This window comes from Flavobacterium procerum (assembly GCF_042431625.1).
In the GTDB taxonomy this organism is placed as follows: Bacteria; Bacteroidota; Bacteroidia; order Flavobacteriales; family Flavobacteriaceae; genus Flavobacterium; species Flavobacterium procerum.
In genome coordinates, this window is the sequence record NZ_JBHLYW010000003.1 from 104,438 (window position 1) to 118,659 (window position 14,222).

Sequence of the window (14,222 nt, forward strand, 5' to 3'; positions counted from 1 at the left end):
TTTTATAAGTACTTAACTGGATTTGTATTTTCTTCCGATAAAATGATTGCAAAATTAAGAATTTTTTTTCGAAGATAATCAACAATATAATTTTTTGTATAGCGTTCACTCTCAAAATGACCAATATCAGCCAAAAGTAGCTTACTTTCAGCTTCATAAAACTGATGGTACTTCAAATCGGCAGTCAAAAAAGCATCGGCTCCAGCCTGAATTGCGTTTTTTATAGCGAAACTTCCAGACCCTCCAAGCACAGCTATTTTTTTTACTTTTTTTCCTAAAAAAGCAGAATGACGAATTCCGTCTGCAATCATTTTGTCTTTTACAAAATGAAGAAAATCTTTTTCTTCCATTTCATTTTCAAATTCACCAATCATTCCTAAACCAATATTTTGGTGTTGATTCTTTAAATCGTAAATTTCATAAGCGACTTCTTCGTAGATATGATTGGCAAATAGCGCTTTTAATATGCGGGATTGTAAATGTTTTTCAAAAACAACTTCGATTTTGATTTCTTCTCCCGTGTGCAATTTTCCTTTTTCGCCAATAACGGGATTGCTGTCTTCATTTCCCTGAAAAGTAAAAAATCCCTCTGTATTAAAACTGCAATTGTCATAATTTCCAATTTTTCCGGCGCCCGCTTCAAATAAGGCATTTCTAACTTTATCGGCATTATCCGGAACAGTAAAAGTGACCAGTTTTTGAATGAAATTATTTTTAGGAACTAATATTTTAGTATTCGTCAATCCTAACGCATCACAGAAAATTTTATTTACGCCTTGCGAATGATTGTCAAGTGCTGTATGAACAGCAAAAATGGCAATATCATTTTTAATGGCTTTTAAAATCGCTCGCTCTACATAATTTTTGCCCGTAATTTTTTTGATTCCAGAAAATAAGATAGGATGGAAGCAAACGACCAAATTGCAGTTTTTTGACATAGCTTCGTCAATTACATTTTCTAATGCGTCATGACACACTAAAACACCTGAACATTCAGTTTCTGAGTTTCCGACTAAAAGACCAACATTGTCAAAATCTTCGGCGTAAGCCAGAGGAGCTATTTCTTCTAGAACAGATATAATATTTTTGATTTTCATTTTAGGTTTTGTTTCAAGTTTCAGGTTTTATTTGTTCCAAGTTTTATATTGATGAGAAAAAACTTTGAATGCGAAACCTGAAGTAAATTCATGAAACAAATTAACGAAAAATATTATAATTTATTTAATTCCTAGAATTAGGTCTGTTTACTTTATGTAAACGAATGGTTTGATTTTCGTATATTTGTAACTCTAAATCAAAAGTCATGACTACAATAAAAATTGACGAACGCACCAAATCAGGAAAAGCATTTATGGCGATGTTTGAAGCTTTTTTTAAAGGTGTTGACGGAATAGAAATAATTGAAACCGATTCTAAAAAAGAAAAAGAAAGTCCATATAATCCTGAATTTGTAGATATGGTTTTGAAATCTGCTAAAAGTAAAAATAGTACTGAAGTTAATCCTAAGGATGTATGGGGAAGTTTAGGATTGAAATAAAAGACTTGGCAAAAAAACACATAATTCAGCATTATAAGTCAGGTGATAAAAAAAGCATTAAAAATATTGAGAAAATTCTTTTAGAATTGACTGAAACTCCTTTCGAAGGAAGTGGTAATCCTGAGCCATTAAAATATGAACTTTCTGGATTTTGGTCTAGAAGAATAAATCAAAAAGACAGAATGATATATTATCTAGAAGATGATACAGTGACAATTTTTGTCGTTTCTGCAATGGGTCACTACTCAGATAAATAACTTCTATGAACTTACTTCGAAAATTACTTTTCCCTTTCGCCGTTTTATATGGATTCATTACTTCAATCCGTAATTTTCTTTTTGATAAAGGAATTTTAAAATCGACTTCATTTGATTTTCCGGTTATTGCAGTTGGAAATTTAAGCGTGGGCGGAACTGGGAAAACACCTCAAATAGAATATCTAATCCGATTATTATCTGATAAATATAAAGTTGCCACTTTAAGCCGTGGCTATAAAAGAAAATCAGAAGGTTTTATTTTAGCTGATAAAAATTCGAATGCCGAAATTTTGGGAGACGAACCGTTTCAGTTTTATCAAAAATTTCCCGATGTAATGGTTGCAGTTGATGCCAATCGTACAAACGGAATTCAGCAATTACTTTCAAAAAATGAAAAGCCAGAAATTATTTTGCTTGATGATGCTTATCAGCACAGAAAAGTAAAAGCCGGTTTTTACATTCTCCTAACAGCTTACGATGATTTGTACGCAGACGATTTTATGCTTCCTACAGGAAATTTAAGAGAGAGCAGGAGTGGAGCAGAAAGGGCCAATATTGTTGTGGTTACCAAATGTCCAAAAGTTTTATCTGAAGAAAAACAAGCTGAAATTCGATTAAAGTTAGAACTAAGTTGTTCGCAGCAAATCTTCTTTACGTTTATAGATTATGATGAAGAAATTTACAGTTCAACAGGGAAAATTGCTGTGAACAAAGTAAAATCAGAATCTAAATTGCTTTTGGCAGGAATTGCAAAACCAAAACCATTCTTTGATTATTTAAAGAATGAAAATGATGAATGTCTTACTTTTCCAGATCATCATCATTTTTCAGATGCCGATTTAGAATCAATTCTGCTAAAAGCAAATGGAAAAAAAATAATTACGACCGAGAAAGATTATGTTCGTTTAAAAGATTCAAAATTGGTTTCTCAATTGTATTATCTTCCAATAAAAAGCACTTTCATAAATCACAAGCAAAATTTTGACACAACAATTCTAGAGTATGTAAAATAAACTTAGCATCTCAGAAACTTAGTATCTTAGACTATTAATCAAAAAACTTAGCAATTGTACTGTAGAATTCGTCTGGCACAAAAGGTTTTGTGATAACATCGTCCATCCCGAAAGAGATTAGCATATCGCGGTTTTCGTTTAACGAAATTGCCGTCAGAGCGATAATAGGAGTCGATTTATCAAATTCGCGAATAAGTTTTGTAGCCGTTGTACCGTTTATTCCTGGAAGGTGTACGTCCATCAAAACCATATCAAAACGTCTTACTTTTAAAAGCTCGACAGCCTCTTCGCCATTGTCGATAATCTCGCAGCTTATGGCTTTGTTTTCGAGCATTTTACGAGTAATCATCTGATTGATTTTATTATCTTCAATCAGTAAGATTGATTTATGTTTTAATTGCTTATCGCTGTACGGCTTGATTTCTTGTTGTGATTCCAACGGTTCGTTATTAATTTTAAAGTTTAATTTGAATGTAAAGGTTGATCCCTTGCCAACCTCGCTTTTTAGTTTTATTTCTCCGCCTAATATTTCGATTAGTTTTTTTACGATGGTAAGCCCCAATCCTGTGCCGCCATATTTTCGGTTAACTTCGATAGATCCTTGAGAAAAACTTTCGAAAACGGTCTGCAGTTTGTCTTCAGGAATGCCAATTCCCGTGTCAACAATCTCGAAAAAAACAGTTGCATGGTCATTTTCTTTTCCTTGCAATTTTGCAATTACATTTACGTGGCCGTTGTGGGTAAATTTCAATGCATTGTTTATCAAATTTAAAATAATCTGCGACAATTTGGTAGGGTCTCCAATTAAATTGTCGGGAATGCCTTTGTCAATTTCCAGATTAAAGTAATTTTTATTGGCTAAAGCGAGTTCTTTTAAAGAACTTTGAATGTTAAACAGTAATTCTTTTAGGTTGAAACTTATGTTTTCGACCTCGACTTTAGTAGAATCGATTTTATTTATTTCAAGAATTTCATTGATAAAAGTAGTCAGGTAGTTGCCCGAAAATTTAAGTGATTCAAGGTATTTTAGCTGTCTTTTCTTTGGTTTGTCTTCTAGTAATATATGTGTTATTCCGTTAATGGCATTTAGGGGTGTACGTAACTCGTGGCTTACGGTAGATAAAAATTCTGATCTTGCTTTTGTAGCTTTTTCAGCATTGTTTTTGGCCAGAATCAATTCTTTGTTTTTTTCACGAAGCAGTAAATTGTTCTGATTTCTAATGATGTTGTTTTTGTAAAGTGCAAGGCTTAAAAGTGATAGAATCGAAATCAGTGCAATGGCAAGAATGCTGACTAACTTAGAATAACGATAAGTTTTGAGCTGGATTTTTTCTTCGCTTTCTTTTTTAATTGTATTGTTTAGGGCCTGATTTTTTTTGAATTTCTGAAATTCATTAAAATCAATTTTAGAGTTTTTAACCTTTAAGAGATAGTTTTCAATTTGATAATGTTCGTCTAGATAAGAATAAGCTAGGTCAAAATTTCGATTTTTTTTGTAATGTTGACTAATTGCCAAAACAATTTTTGATTTTTGATGTAAATCAGTTTTTTGGGCGTTGTATTTTAAAGCATTATTGAAATAAATTATTGCTGAGTCATTGTGTTTGAGCTGCGTCTCAATAAGTCCGAGCTGATAATACGAATCTGCTTTTGTTTTTAAGATCTGTGGGTTATCTTTTTTTTGAATGATATTTCTAAACGTTCTAATCGCCGGAATTAGCTCATTGCTGTTTTTTAAGACCATTGCTTTTTGGTAATCCAAAGTTTCGGCATAATCAGGAATGTTAAGTTCTTCTAGAAGATTCCTGGATTTTGTGAAGTACAAAGTAGCGGTTTTAGGATCTCCTTTTGCGGTATTTACTATGCCGATATAATGCAATGCAAGGACTTTTGTGCAGTTTGGTTTTAGATTGTCAAATAAAGAAACTGTTTTGTAGAAATTGTTTAGCGCATCTTCGTACTTATGCTGATTGTAATAGATTTTACCAAGTTTGAATGTCTGGTTGGCAAGACTTTCTTTTTTGCCCCTGTTTTCGCAGAGCTTAATAGATTTTTGAGTGTACAGAATTGCCTCATTGTACTTTTTATTGCTTAGGTTCGAATTTGCTAGTCTGTTGTAATAGTAAATACTGTCTGTGTCCTTATTAGTCTGAGGATACAAAAACGAAGAAAAAAAACAAATAGCAATAAAAAGACAATATTTCATGTTTGGCATTGCTTTACGATGAATCTTATGTTGTTCTTATAAGCAAGATCAAATCTATCAGTCTTGATGAATAGCCGATTTCGTTGTCATACCAGCCGACTACCTTTACCATGCGGTCAATTACAGAGGTAAGCTGGGCATCAAATAAACACGAATGCGTATTGCCAATTACATCAACAGAAACAATAGGATCTTCTGTGTAATCTAATATTCCTTTTAAATTTGTTTTTGAGGCTTCTTTAAATGCTTTGTTAATTTCTTCAATGCTTACATTGCGTTTTACATTAAAGGTTATATCTGTCAATGAACCATCTGGAACTGGGACACGAATGCCGCAACCTCCAATTTTATCATGCAGTTTAGGGAAAATTTTTGTCAATGCCTTTGCTGCGCCAGTAGTTGTCGGGACTATAGACTGGCTTGCTCCTCGCGAGCGTCTCAAATCTTTATGAGGTTGATCGTGAAGGCTCTGGTCGGTCGTGAAAGAATGTATGGTTGTAATGTAAGCCTGTTCGATACCGCACAATTCTTCGATGATTTTAATCATCGGTGCGGCATTGTTTGTGGTACAGCTTGCATTAGAAACAATAGTTTCAGTTCCGTCCAGAATAGTTTCATTTACTCCAAGAACGACGGTTTTTATTGTGTCAACCTCAGAAGGAGCAGAAAGAATCACTTTTTTTGCTCCAGCCTCAAGATGCAGATTTAAATCTTCGTGTGTCTTGAATTTTCCAGTTGATTCTATTGCAAAATCAATATCATGGCTTTTCCAGTCCAAATTTGAAATTTTCTTTTCATGAAAGAAATAGAAATGCCTGCCGTCTACGATTATCCCATTTTCATCATGACTTACTTCATATGGTAGTACACCATGAATGCTGTCATATTTAATCAAATGTGACATTGTTTTGTTGTCTGCTAAATCGTTGATGGCAACAACTTCAATTTCAGGATGGTTTAAGAGAAGGCGAAATAAATTTCTGCCTATTCTCCCAAAGCCGTTAATGGCAATTCTTGTTTTCAATCTTTTTGGATGCTTGTTTGTTTAACAACCAGTTAAACGTTTTATAAAATATGTTTTTGAGCTTTGTAAGAAGAACGAACTAAAGGTCCGCTTTCTACATGACGGAAACCTAAATCAAGGCCAAATTTCTCATATCTCGCAAATTGATCAGGAGTTATGAACTCTTTTACCGGAAGGTGTTTTTTAGTTGGCTGTAAATACTGTCCAATCGTAACCACATCAACATTAGCATTGCGTAAATCGGTCATCGTCTGAAAAACTTCTTCTTCTGTTTCGCCTAGACCCAGCATAATTCCAGATTTTGTTCTGTTGATTCCTTGTTGTTTTAAGTAACGAAGTACCTCAAGGCTGCGGTCATATTTTGCTTGAATGCGCACCTCACGTGTCAATCTTCTAACCGTTTCCATATTGTGTGAAACTACTTCAGGGTTGGCTTCGACAATACGGTCAATATTTCTTTCAATTCCTTGAAAATCCGGAATTAATGTTTCAAGAGTTGTATTTGGATTCATTCTTCGGATGGCTTTTACGGTTTCCATCCAGATAATAGAACCTCCATCTTTCAAGTCATCTCGGTCAACGCTCGTAATTACAGCATGTTTAATATTCATGATTTTAATAGAACGGGCAACTTTTTCAGGTTCATCCCAGTCTACCGTTTCAGGCCTTCCTGTTTTTACTCCGCAAAAGCCACAAGAACGTGTACACACATTTCCAAGAATCATAAAAGTAGCAGTTCCTTCTCCCCAGCATTCACCCATATTCGGGCAGCTTCCAGAGGTGCAAATCGTATTTAAGCTGTATTTATCAACTAAACCGCGAAGTTCAGTATATTTTTGTCCAATTGGTAGTTTCACCTTTAACCATTTAGGTTTTGCTGGTGGTATATTTTCAATGACTGTTTCCATATCTCATAAATCTGGATACAAAGATAATGAATGTACTTTATTTGATGATTTGTTTGCTGTTTATTTTGATTGTGAAATGGCTGATTTTTAACAAAATTTGATTGAGAATTGTTGAAAAAGTAAGTTAAAAAAATCATTTTTAGTCAGTAAATTAGTTATAAAAGATGTTTATATTTTGTAAATTTGAAGTATAGCTAAGATAATGGTAGTTGGTCGATGATTTCTTATGTAAATTTTATACCTTTAATTGTTAGAAAATAAACGTCAAGGGATAAGATTTGAAAAATTATTAATAATACATTTGGTGTTAAATTTTAATATTAATTTAAAAATGAAAAAGAAATTTATAATAGTAGGAGTTTTGTTCGCTTTATTTGCTGTTACAGAAACCAATGCACAGATTAACTTAGGGGAAAAAGCAATTGGTGCAGTTCAAAAAGGAGTCGCAGCATTTACATTAACCAATGCAGACGCAGCGGCTTTGTCTAAAGAGGCAGTAGCTAAATTAGATGCAGAAAACGAAGTAGCAGGGCCGAATGATGGCTATACGCTTCGTTTAAACAGGATTTTTGCGAAACATGCAAATTCAGATGGTCTTACTTTAAACTATAAAGTTTACAAAGTGAAAGAGGTAAATGCATTTGCTACTGCAGACGGAAGTGTTCGTGTTTACTCTGGATTGATGGATATCATGGATGATAATGAATTATTAGCTGTAATTGGGCACGAAATCGGACACGTTGCAAACAACGACTCAAGAGATGCGATGCGAGCAGCGTATCAAAAAGAGGCTTTGATTGATGGAGCAGCTTCGCAATCGGCAAAAATTGCAACGGTTACAGATAGCCAGTTGGGTAAAATAGGAAGTGCTTTAATAGATAGTAAACACAGCCGTACACAAGAATCTGAAGCCGATTTGTATGCTTACAATTTCTTAAAGAAAAATGGTTATAATGTAAATGCAGAAGAATCTGCTTTCAGGATTTTAGCAAAAATGAGTGAAGGAACCGATTCTTCATTTATTACAAGAATGATGAGTTCACATCCAGATTCTCAAAAAAGAGCTGATGATGCTAAAAAAAGAGCTGAAAAAGACGGACTTTATAAAGCATATGTACAACAGAAAATTGACAATTCTGTACCGGTTGTAAAGAAAACGGCAACAACCAAAAAAACAACTGCAAAGAAAACTACAACCAAAAAGAAATAATATTTCTAAAAAAAAATAAAAGCCGACCGTTTGAGAAAAAACGGTCGGCTTTCTTATATGTACCAAGTTTTTAGGGGTATAAAAATGGTTAACCTAATACATGAAATGCTAATACCTTTTGTACTTCGTAGACATTTACAGATTTGTTGAATTGTTTAACGATACTTGGCTGTAATTCACTCGAAACCCAGATTTTTAATTCGGCATCCAAATCAAAAGTTCCAGCAGTCTCTACGCTGAAACGTGTAATGCTTTTATACGAAATAGATTTGTATTCCGTTTTGCTTCCAGTTAATCCTTGAACATCTACCAGAATTAATCTTTTGTTAGTGAAGATAAAAGTGTCGCGAATCAGTTTAAAACCCATTTCGATTTGTTCGTTGTCGGTTAAAAGCTGTCCATATTTTTTAAGCAATTCTTCTTGGCTTACAGTGCCAGCGTTACCCATAAGAGCTGAAAATAATCCCATCTGATTTTGTTTTAAAGTTTAAGTAAAAATAGTGAGTTTTTACTGCTGCTAAACAAAGACTTGAGATTATTTTTTTGTGATATGTCAAAAAAAAGCAGAACCTAAATTCTGCTTTTTTTGTTTATTTATTCAATTTCTGTTTTTACAGTAATTGGAAGGCTGTATGCGGTGCGAACGGCTTTTCCGTCAAGCATTCCAGGAACCCATTTTGTTTTTAAAGATTTTAAAACTCTGATGGCTTCTTTTCCCATTCCGTAACCAGGATCGTTTCTAACAATAATATCGGTAAGTGATCCGTCTTTCTCAACAACAAAAGAAATGTATACTTTTAGTGTTTTTTCGACATCTAATTCTGGTCGGTTAAAGTTTCTTCCCACATAAGCGTAGAATTTTTCAATTCCACCTGGAAATTCAGGAAGTTTGTCTAGAGCTCCAGGAGGAAGTGGTGTCGTAATCTCTGGTCCTGTACCGTCGACAACACCATTGCCGCCAACAGTTGATGGAATTGCATTTTTGACATTTCCTTCTCCATTGCCAGTGTTTGGCGTAGCCACAACATTGTCTACGTTTTTGGCAATGTCAGGTGTAGCTTGGTTCTCAGGTACAATTTCAGGATTTACCAGCTGTTTTGTCTCAATCACATCTGCAGCAGCTGCTTGTTGAGCAGGAGGTGGTGCAACTTCTTCTGTTTTAGGTTGAACAATATCATTAGATAGGTCCACAGGAGTAATTGGGTCAGAGTCTGATGGAACAATCTCTTCCACAACATTTTGTGTTGTGAATTTACTTATAAGCACAGGCACACTTCCTAGTGCAGTTATTAACAGCAAACCCATAAATAGAGCAGTGACAGTGGTTTTAGGATTTTCCTGGCGTAATTGATACGCACCATACTCTTTGTTTTTATTTTCGAAAACAAGATCAGTCCACTTGGTTTCGTAAAGGCTTAATTTAGACATAATTTTGGGTTTTAAGGTTAAGTAACTTTAAATCATAAGCAGTAAGTTTTGGGTTGGGCTGACAATACAAGCAGTCAGTTTTAATGTGAGAGAATATGTTTTTTAAGAATAAAGCTAAGAATATTTTATTCTTTTAATAAAGATAGTAAATTATCTGTTACGTTCGATGATTTCAGCCAATAATTTTTTCGCGCGAAGTAGCTTTACTTTTACACTGCTTAAAGGTTCGTCAATTTTAACTGCAATTTCCTGATAGGTCATTTCCTGAAAATAACGCAACTGAATTACTTCCTGATAGTGTGGTTTTAGTTCTTTGATGCATAAAAGAAGTCTAGAGAGATTTTGTTCTTTGATTAAAGCATCTTCTGCAGAAGGAGTTGGGTCTGCAATGTTGTAGGCTTGCTGGTTTTCGTTATCTGTGATTTCGATAAAAAGACTGGTTTTCTTTTTTCTCAGTATATCGATGTAAACATTTTTTGCAATAGCAATAAGCCAGGTGTTGAATTGAAATTCAGGATTGTAAGAGCCAATTTTGTCAAATGCTTTGGCAAATGTTTCTATAGTAATGTCTTCTGCGGTGGTTTCGTTTTCGGTGCGTTTGAGCATAAAACTGTAAACCTCGTTCCAATAATGGTCTAATAAAAAAGTAAAGGCGATTTGATCGCCTTTTTTTGCTTTTTCTATTTTAGAATTTATTTCCAATATACTGGTTTTGAAAAGATATTAGTTATAAAGATATTAATTTGCGTCAATATAAGCGCAATTTCTACCACAGGAAACCAAAATTTCAAGTCATTTTCTTTAAGTTTCCCAGCAGAAAAGCCAATTACTGTCCAGACTATGGTATAACGGGCTGCTAGTATTGCCAAAACTGCAATCCATTGAAATTGAAATGAAAGCAGAATAATAGCTATTAAAAAGAAAAAGAATTGTGAACAGAAAAACAATCCTAATTGGATTTTGTCAAAGAATTTGTAATGTTCTGCAGTAGAAATATGTCTTCTTTTCTGAGTAAACCATTCTTTGAACGTCTTTTTAGGTCTTGAATAGGTGAAACTTTGCGGAGCAAAAGCAATTGTTGTGTTGGTTTTGTTTGCTGCTTCGTTTATAAACAAATCATCGTCTCCAGAACGTACCTGAATATGATTAATGAATCCGTTTACGTTGAAAAATTCTTCTTTTTTATAAGCTAAATTTCTTCCGACGCCCATGTATGGAAGTCCTAATTTTGCCCATGAAAAATATTGTACAGCTGTTAAAACGGTTTCAAAACGGATTATTTTATTAAGAAAAGATCTTTCAACTTTTTCGTAACCGCCGTAACCGAGTATAATCGTTTTTTCTTCTGTAAACTGAGAAGCCATGGAAGTAATCCAGTCTTTTGATGCTGGATAACAGTCTGCATCTGTAAAAAGAAGAAAATCTTTTTTTGCGGCTTTAATTCCGAGTGTCAAAGCGTATTTTTTATTCCCCCAGAAAGCCTCGTTGTTTTCAACCTTAACTAAACGGATGTTAGAATATTTACTTTCGAATTCTTCAAAAATTTCAAGAGTTTCATCTCGCGAAGCATCGTCAATTAAGACGATCTCAAAATCAGGATAATCTTGTTCTGCCAGTAACGGCACATATTTTTTTACATTTTCTTCTTCATTTTTGGCGCATACAATAACAGAAACCGGAATGTTTTTGGGTTTGATTTCTTGTGGTCTGCTAAAAGCAAATTTTCCAAAAATTCCCAGATAATAACAAATCTGAATGAAAACAATAATAATAAAAGAGTAAAATATGTATATAAGCATCTGTTTTATTTAGTGACTATTAATTCTATTTCTGAGACTGCAAATGTACTTATGAATTCGTTAAAATCAACACCCAAAAGTGATTTACTTTCTGCATTTTGACATTTCTTCTGCAACAGCAATAGACTGAGCATTTTCGGTTTTTTGTAACTCCGAAATTATATTTGTATAGTTGTGATTGTCACGGTTTTGAGATAACTTTTTAACCGCTTGGATTTCTTCGATTTCGATTTCAAAACCAAATATTCCACGGGCTTCACGCATTGTTTTTGTAGATAAATTTTCGACTCTTACAGGATTTTCAGAATTGGCTTCGTACTTGTCAACCAATTTTTTCAATTGTTCTATTGCGGCTGCTTCGTCTACAATTTTTATTTTTCCGTAAACATGTACAGCTGTGTAGTTCCATGTTGGAACATTTTCGTGATCGTACCAAGAAGATGAAATATAGCTATGCGGACCAGAGAAAACAGCCAGAATTTTGTCATCTTGTCTGAAACCTTCGGCTTGAGGATTTAGTTTTGAAATATGTCCGTGCAGAATTTCTTTTCCTTCACTATTTACATCGAGCTCCATTGGTATGTGAGTTGCCCAAAGTTTTCCGTTTGTTTGGTTGATCAAAATCCCGAAACTGTTCTGATTTAAGAATGCTCGAATAGATTCTGGATTTTCGTCTTTGTACAAGTCTGGTATATACATGGTTTAAAGATTATATTAGTGATTTTCCAAAACAGACCGCTTCAGGACGATCTATGTATTTTCCGTAATTAGAAATTATTTTATACCCCTGTTTTTCATAAAAACAAATGGCCTCAATATTCTTTGCTCTTGTTTCTAAGACTAAATCGGTAAAGCCATTTTCTTTTGCTTTTTCTTCTAGAAAATTCAAAATTGACTGTCCAATTTTCTTTCCAGGATATTTAGAATACATTCTTTTAATTTCGCCAGTTTTTTCGTTAATAGGTCTTACAGCTCCGCAACCGACTATTTCGTCATTTAATTCTGCAGTGATAAAAACAAAATTAGGATTGTTGTTGTCCCAATCGATAAATGAATTTTTTCCGTCGCTCCCAAAACGAAGATAAAGATTTACAGACAATTCTTCAATTATCGGAACTGCTTTTTCGTTATCGGGATTGGTAATTTTAATTTTCAATCGAATTGTTTTTAAAAATTACGCTGAAATATAAAACCAGTAGTCCGCAAATGGTAAAAGTTATTCCTTCAATTAAACATTGTGTGCCGAAATCATCAGAAAATAAAGCTCTTACAGGATGAAAGGGACGGGATATGATTCCTCTTCTAAACAATTTCAGTTTTAGAATGATGTACATAACTATCGCAACCAAAATAGTATTTAAGGCAGAAAGTTTGTTTTTCCAGTTTAAAAAAGAAACAATTAAAATTCCGATCATTAGTCCGATGAATATCCAGACGTAAATTCCGGGGAAAAAATCGAAAAAATCTTCTTTTGACGGGAAAAATTTTTTCCAACATTCAGATGATTGGTTGTTGAAATGGTTAATGGCGCAGATGAATTTTTCCGCAACTGAGAAATATCGTAGCTGCAGTATTCCATTTGTCAGTAAAATGATTCCGAAGAATTGCAGTAGAACAACGCGAATATCCAGTTTTTTCATTAAAATTGTGGTTAGGTAAGTTAGCTGTGTTTAAGTTTAAATCACATTCACTTCAGCCTCAATTTGAATGCCAAAAATTGCAAAAACCGCCTTTTGGACCTCTTTAGAGACTGTTAAAATTTCTTGTCCAGTCGCATTTCCATAATTTACCAAAACCAAAGCCTGATTTTTGTGAACGCCAGCATCGCCAAAACGTTTTCCTTTAAAGCCTGATTGTTCAATCAACCAGCCAGCCGGAACTTTAACTTCGGTTTCAGAAACTTCATAAAATTTCATTTCAGGGAATTTTTGATGGATTTTCTCGAATTCAGATTTTGATATAACTGGATTTTTAAAAAAACTGCCACTATTTCCTAGTTCTTTCGGGTCAGGAAGTTTGCTTTGTCTTATCGCAATGACAGCATTACTTACATCTTTTAATGTTGGTTCGCTAATGTTGTTTTTAGCCAATTCAGCTAAAATATCTCCATAAGACGTATTGATTTTATGATTGCGTTTAGTCAATTTAAAAATAACAGAAGTTATAATGTATTGGTCTTTTACTTCATTTTTGAAAATACTTTCGCGATAGCCAAAATTACATTCTGTGTTGTCGAAAGTTTTCATTTCTTGAGTGGCAATATTCATCGCTTCGCAAGAAACAAAAGTATCTTTGATTTCGGTTCCGTAAGCGCCAATATTTTGAACAGGCGTTGTACCAACATTTCCAGGAATTAAAGACATATTTTCTAAACCTCCAAAATTGTTGTCGATTGTCCAAAGAACAAAATCGTGCCATACTTCGCCGGCCTGACTTTCGACCCAGACAAAATCGTCATCTTCCTTAATTATTCTTTTGCCTTTTAAATCAATGTGAATAACTAATGCATCAATGTCTTTGGTTAAAAGCATGTTGCTTCCGCCACCCAGAATAAATTTTTTCTCGTTTTGGTTTGCAGACAAAATAGTTTTCAATTCAGTAACCGAATGCACGGCGACAAATTGTTTAGCGTTGGCTTCAATGCCAAAAGTGTTGTATTTTTTTAAAGAAAAATTGGATTGGATTTCCATAAATAAAAGGCTTTTTAATCTGTGTCAAAAGTATGAATTATAACTTTTGGTTTAACTGCAAATAAACAAAGTTTGCTCAAACTTGGCTAAAGCTAGATTTGCTGAGATTTTTCGATGAGCCGAAATTGTTAAAAAAAGACGCACTGCAGT

16 protein-coding genes are annotated in these 14,222 nt (G+C 33.9%); 4 read left to right on the top strand and 12 right to left on the bottom strand.

Annotation, left to right across the window (positions count from 1 at the left end):
• Nucleotides 1-2: 2 nt before the first annotated feature.
• Nucleotides 3-1,097 (bottom strand): Nif3-like dinuclear metal center hexameric protein, encoded by a 1,095-nt coding sequence (locus tag ACFFLS_RS02595; protein ID WP_379689143.1) that lies wholly within the window; start codon nucleotides 1,095-1,097, stop codon nucleotides 3-5.
• A gap of 206 nt (nucleotides 1,098-1,303) precedes the next feature.
• Between ACFFLS_RS02595 and ACFFLS_RS02600 the strand changes: the two genes are divergently transcribed.
• The 3 genes from ACFFLS_RS02600 to lpxK are packed head-to-tail and all read left to right on the top strand — an operon-like array spanning nucleotide 1,304 to nucleotide 2,807.
• Nucleotides 1,304-1,537, top strand: a complete 234-nt coding sequence (locus ACFFLS_RS02600) for a DUF2683 family protein (RefSeq protein ID WP_379683357.1) — start codon at nucleotides 1,304-1,306, stop codon at nucleotides 1,535-1,537.
• Between the two features lie 5 nt (nucleotides 1,538-1,542).
• Nucleotides 1,543-1,794, top strand: coding sequence for a Txe/YoeB family addiction module toxin (locus ACFFLS_RS02605; RefSeq protein ID WP_379689146.1), 252 nt, complete (start codon nucleotides 1,543-1,545; stop codon nucleotides 1,792-1,794).
• A gap of 5 nt (nucleotides 1,795-1,799) precedes the next feature.
• Nucleotides 1,800-2,807 carry a tetraacyldisaccharide 4'-kinase gene (gene lpxK / locus ACFFLS_RS02610; RefSeq protein WP_379683355.1) on the top strand — a complete coding sequence of 336 codons (1,008 nt, stop codon included), beginning with the start codon at nucleotides 1,800-1,802 and terminating at the stop codon, nucleotides 2,805-2,807.
• Nucleotides 2,808-2,841: 34 nt separating this feature from the next.
• On the opposite strand, the gene ACFFLS_RS02615 is transcribed toward lpxK, so the two are convergent.
• The 3 genes from ACFFLS_RS02615 to lipA are packed head-to-tail and all read right to left on the bottom strand — an operon-like array spanning nucleotide 2,842 to nucleotide 6,945.
• The gene (locus ACFFLS_RS02615) at nucleotides 2,842-5,013 is read right to left on the bottom strand and encodes a tetratricopeptide repeat-containing hybrid sensor histidine kinase/response regulator (protein ID WP_379683354.1); all 2,172 of its coding nucleotides are present in this window, start codon (nucleotides 5,011-5,013) and stop codon (nucleotides 2,842-2,844) included.
• A gap of 25 nt (nucleotides 5,014-5,038) precedes the next feature.
• Nucleotides 5,039-6,037, bottom strand: a complete 999-nt coding sequence (gene gap / locus ACFFLS_RS02620; protein ID WP_379683353.1) for a type I glyceraldehyde-3-phosphate dehydrogenase — start codon at nucleotides 6,035-6,037, stop codon at nucleotides 5,039-5,041.
• A gap of 41 nt (nucleotides 6,038-6,078) precedes the next feature.
• Complete coding sequence (lipA, locus tag ACFFLS_RS02625; RefSeq protein WP_379683352.1) at nucleotides 6,079-6,945, bottom strand: lipoyl synthase; 867 nt, start codon at nucleotides 6,943-6,945, stop codon at nucleotides 6,079-6,081.
• Nucleotides 6,946-7,276: 331 nt separating this feature from the next.
• On the opposite strand from lipA, the gene ACFFLS_RS02630 reads away from it, so the two are divergent.
• On the top strand, nucleotides 7,277-8,155 hold the full coding sequence (locus tag ACFFLS_RS02630) for a M48 family metalloprotease (protein WP_379683351.1): 879 nt from the start codon (nucleotides 7,277-7,279) through the stop codon (nucleotides 8,153-8,155).
• 88 nt (nucleotides 8,156-8,243) lie between these two features.
• Here the strand turns inward: ACFFLS_RS02630 and ACFFLS_RS02635 are convergent, their stop codons facing one another.
• The 8 genes from ACFFLS_RS02635 to murB form a co-directional block, all read right to left on the bottom strand.
• On the bottom strand, nucleotides 8,244-8,624 hold the full coding sequence (locus ACFFLS_RS02635; protein ID WP_379683350.1) for a PH domain-containing protein: 381 nt from the start codon (nucleotides 8,622-8,624) through the stop codon (nucleotides 8,244-8,246).
• Nucleotides 8,625-8,749: 125 nt separating this feature from the next.
• A complete protein-coding gene (locus tag ACFFLS_RS02640; protein WP_379683349.1) occupies nucleotides 8,750-9,583 on the bottom strand; it encodes an energy transducer TonB in 834 nt (277 codons plus the stop codon).
• Between the two features lie 150 nt (nucleotides 9,584-9,733).
• The gene (locus ACFFLS_RS02645; protein ID WP_379683348.1) at nucleotides 9,734-10,285 is read right to left on the bottom strand and encodes an RNA polymerase sigma factor; all 552 of its coding nucleotides are present in this window, start codon (nucleotides 10,283-10,285) and stop codon (nucleotides 9,734-9,736) included.
• Nucleotides 10,276-11,382, bottom strand: a complete 1,107-nt coding sequence (locus ACFFLS_RS02650) for a glycosyltransferase (protein ID WP_379683347.1) — start codon at nucleotides 11,380-11,382, stop codon at nucleotides 10,276-10,278. The genes ACFFLS_RS02645 and ACFFLS_RS02650 overlap by 10 nt, the downstream gene beginning before the upstream one ends.
• An 84-nt stretch (nucleotides 11,383-11,466) precedes the next feature.
• Entirely contained in the window at nucleotides 11,467-12,081 is a 615-nt protein-coding gene (locus tag ACFFLS_RS02655) for an FMN-binding negative transcriptional regulator (RefSeq protein ID WP_379683346.1), read from the bottom strand.
• A 10-nt stretch (nucleotides 12,082-12,091) separates the two neighbouring features.
• Nucleotides 12,092-12,538 carry a GNAT family N-acetyltransferase gene (locus tag ACFFLS_RS02660; RefSeq protein ID WP_379683345.1) on the bottom strand — a complete coding sequence of 149 codons (447 nt, stop codon included), beginning with the start codon at nucleotides 12,536-12,538 and terminating at the stop codon, nucleotides 12,092-12,094.
• Nucleotides 12,528-13,022 (bottom strand): hypothetical protein, encoded by a 495-nt coding sequence (locus ACFFLS_RS02665; RefSeq protein ID WP_379683344.1) that lies wholly within the window; start codon nucleotides 13,020-13,022, stop codon nucleotides 12,528-12,530. The genes ACFFLS_RS02660 and ACFFLS_RS02665 overlap by 11 nt, the downstream gene beginning before the upstream one ends.
• A gap of 36 nt (nucleotides 13,023-13,058) precedes the next feature.
• Nucleotides 13,059-14,072 carry a UDP-N-acetylmuramate dehydrogenase gene (murB, locus tag ACFFLS_RS02670; RefSeq protein ID WP_379683343.1) on the bottom strand — a complete coding sequence of 338 codons (1,014 nt, stop codon included), beginning with the start codon at nucleotides 14,070-14,072 and terminating at the stop codon, nucleotides 13,059-13,061.
• Nucleotides 14,073-14,222: the final 150 nt, after the last annotated feature.

Coding starts and splice junctions, on each gene's coding strand:
- ACFFLS_RS02595 (WP_379689143.1), bottom strand. CDS start 1,097: ATGAAAATCAAAAATATTATATCTGTTCTAGAAGAAATAGCTCCTCTG.
- ACFFLS_RS02600 (WP_379683357.1), top strand. CDS start 1,304: ATGACTACAATAAAAATTGACGAACGCACCAAATCAGGAAAAGCATTT.
- lpxK (WP_379683355.1), top strand. CDS start 1,800: ATGAACTTACTTCGAAAATTACTTTTCCCTTTCGCCGTTTTATATGGA.
- ACFFLS_RS02615 (WP_379683354.1), bottom strand. CDS start 5,013: ATGAAATATTGTCTTTTTATTGCTATTTGTTTTTTTTCTTCGTTTTTG.
- lipA (WP_379683352.1), bottom strand. CDS start 6,945: ATGGAAACAGTCATTGAAAATATACCACCAGCAAAACCTAAATGGTTA.
- ACFFLS_RS02630 (WP_379683351.1), top strand. CDS start 7,277: ATGAAAAAGAAATTTATAATAGTAGGAGTTTTGTTCGCTTTATTTGCT.
- ACFFLS_RS02635 (WP_379683350.1), bottom strand. CDS start 8,624: ATGGGATTATTTTCAGCTCTTATGGGTAACGCTGGCACTGTAAGCCAA.
- ACFFLS_RS02640 (WP_379683349.1), bottom strand. CDS start 9,583: ATGTCTAAATTAAGCCTTTACGAAACCAAGTGGACTGATCTTGTTTTC.
- ACFFLS_RS02650 (WP_379683347.1), bottom strand. CDS start 11,382: ATGCTTATATACATATTTTACTCTTTTATTATTATTGTTTTCATTCAG.
- ACFFLS_RS02655 (WP_379683346.1), bottom strand. CDS start 12,081: ATGTATATACCAGACTTGTACAAAGACGAAAATCCAGAATCTATTCGA.
- ACFFLS_RS02665 (WP_379683344.1), bottom strand. CDS start 13,022: ATGAAAAAACTGGATATTCGCGTTGTTCTACTGCAATTCTTCGGAATC.
- murB (WP_379683343.1), bottom strand. CDS start 14,072: ATGGAAATCCAATCCAATTTTTCTTTAAAAAAATACAACACTTTTGGC.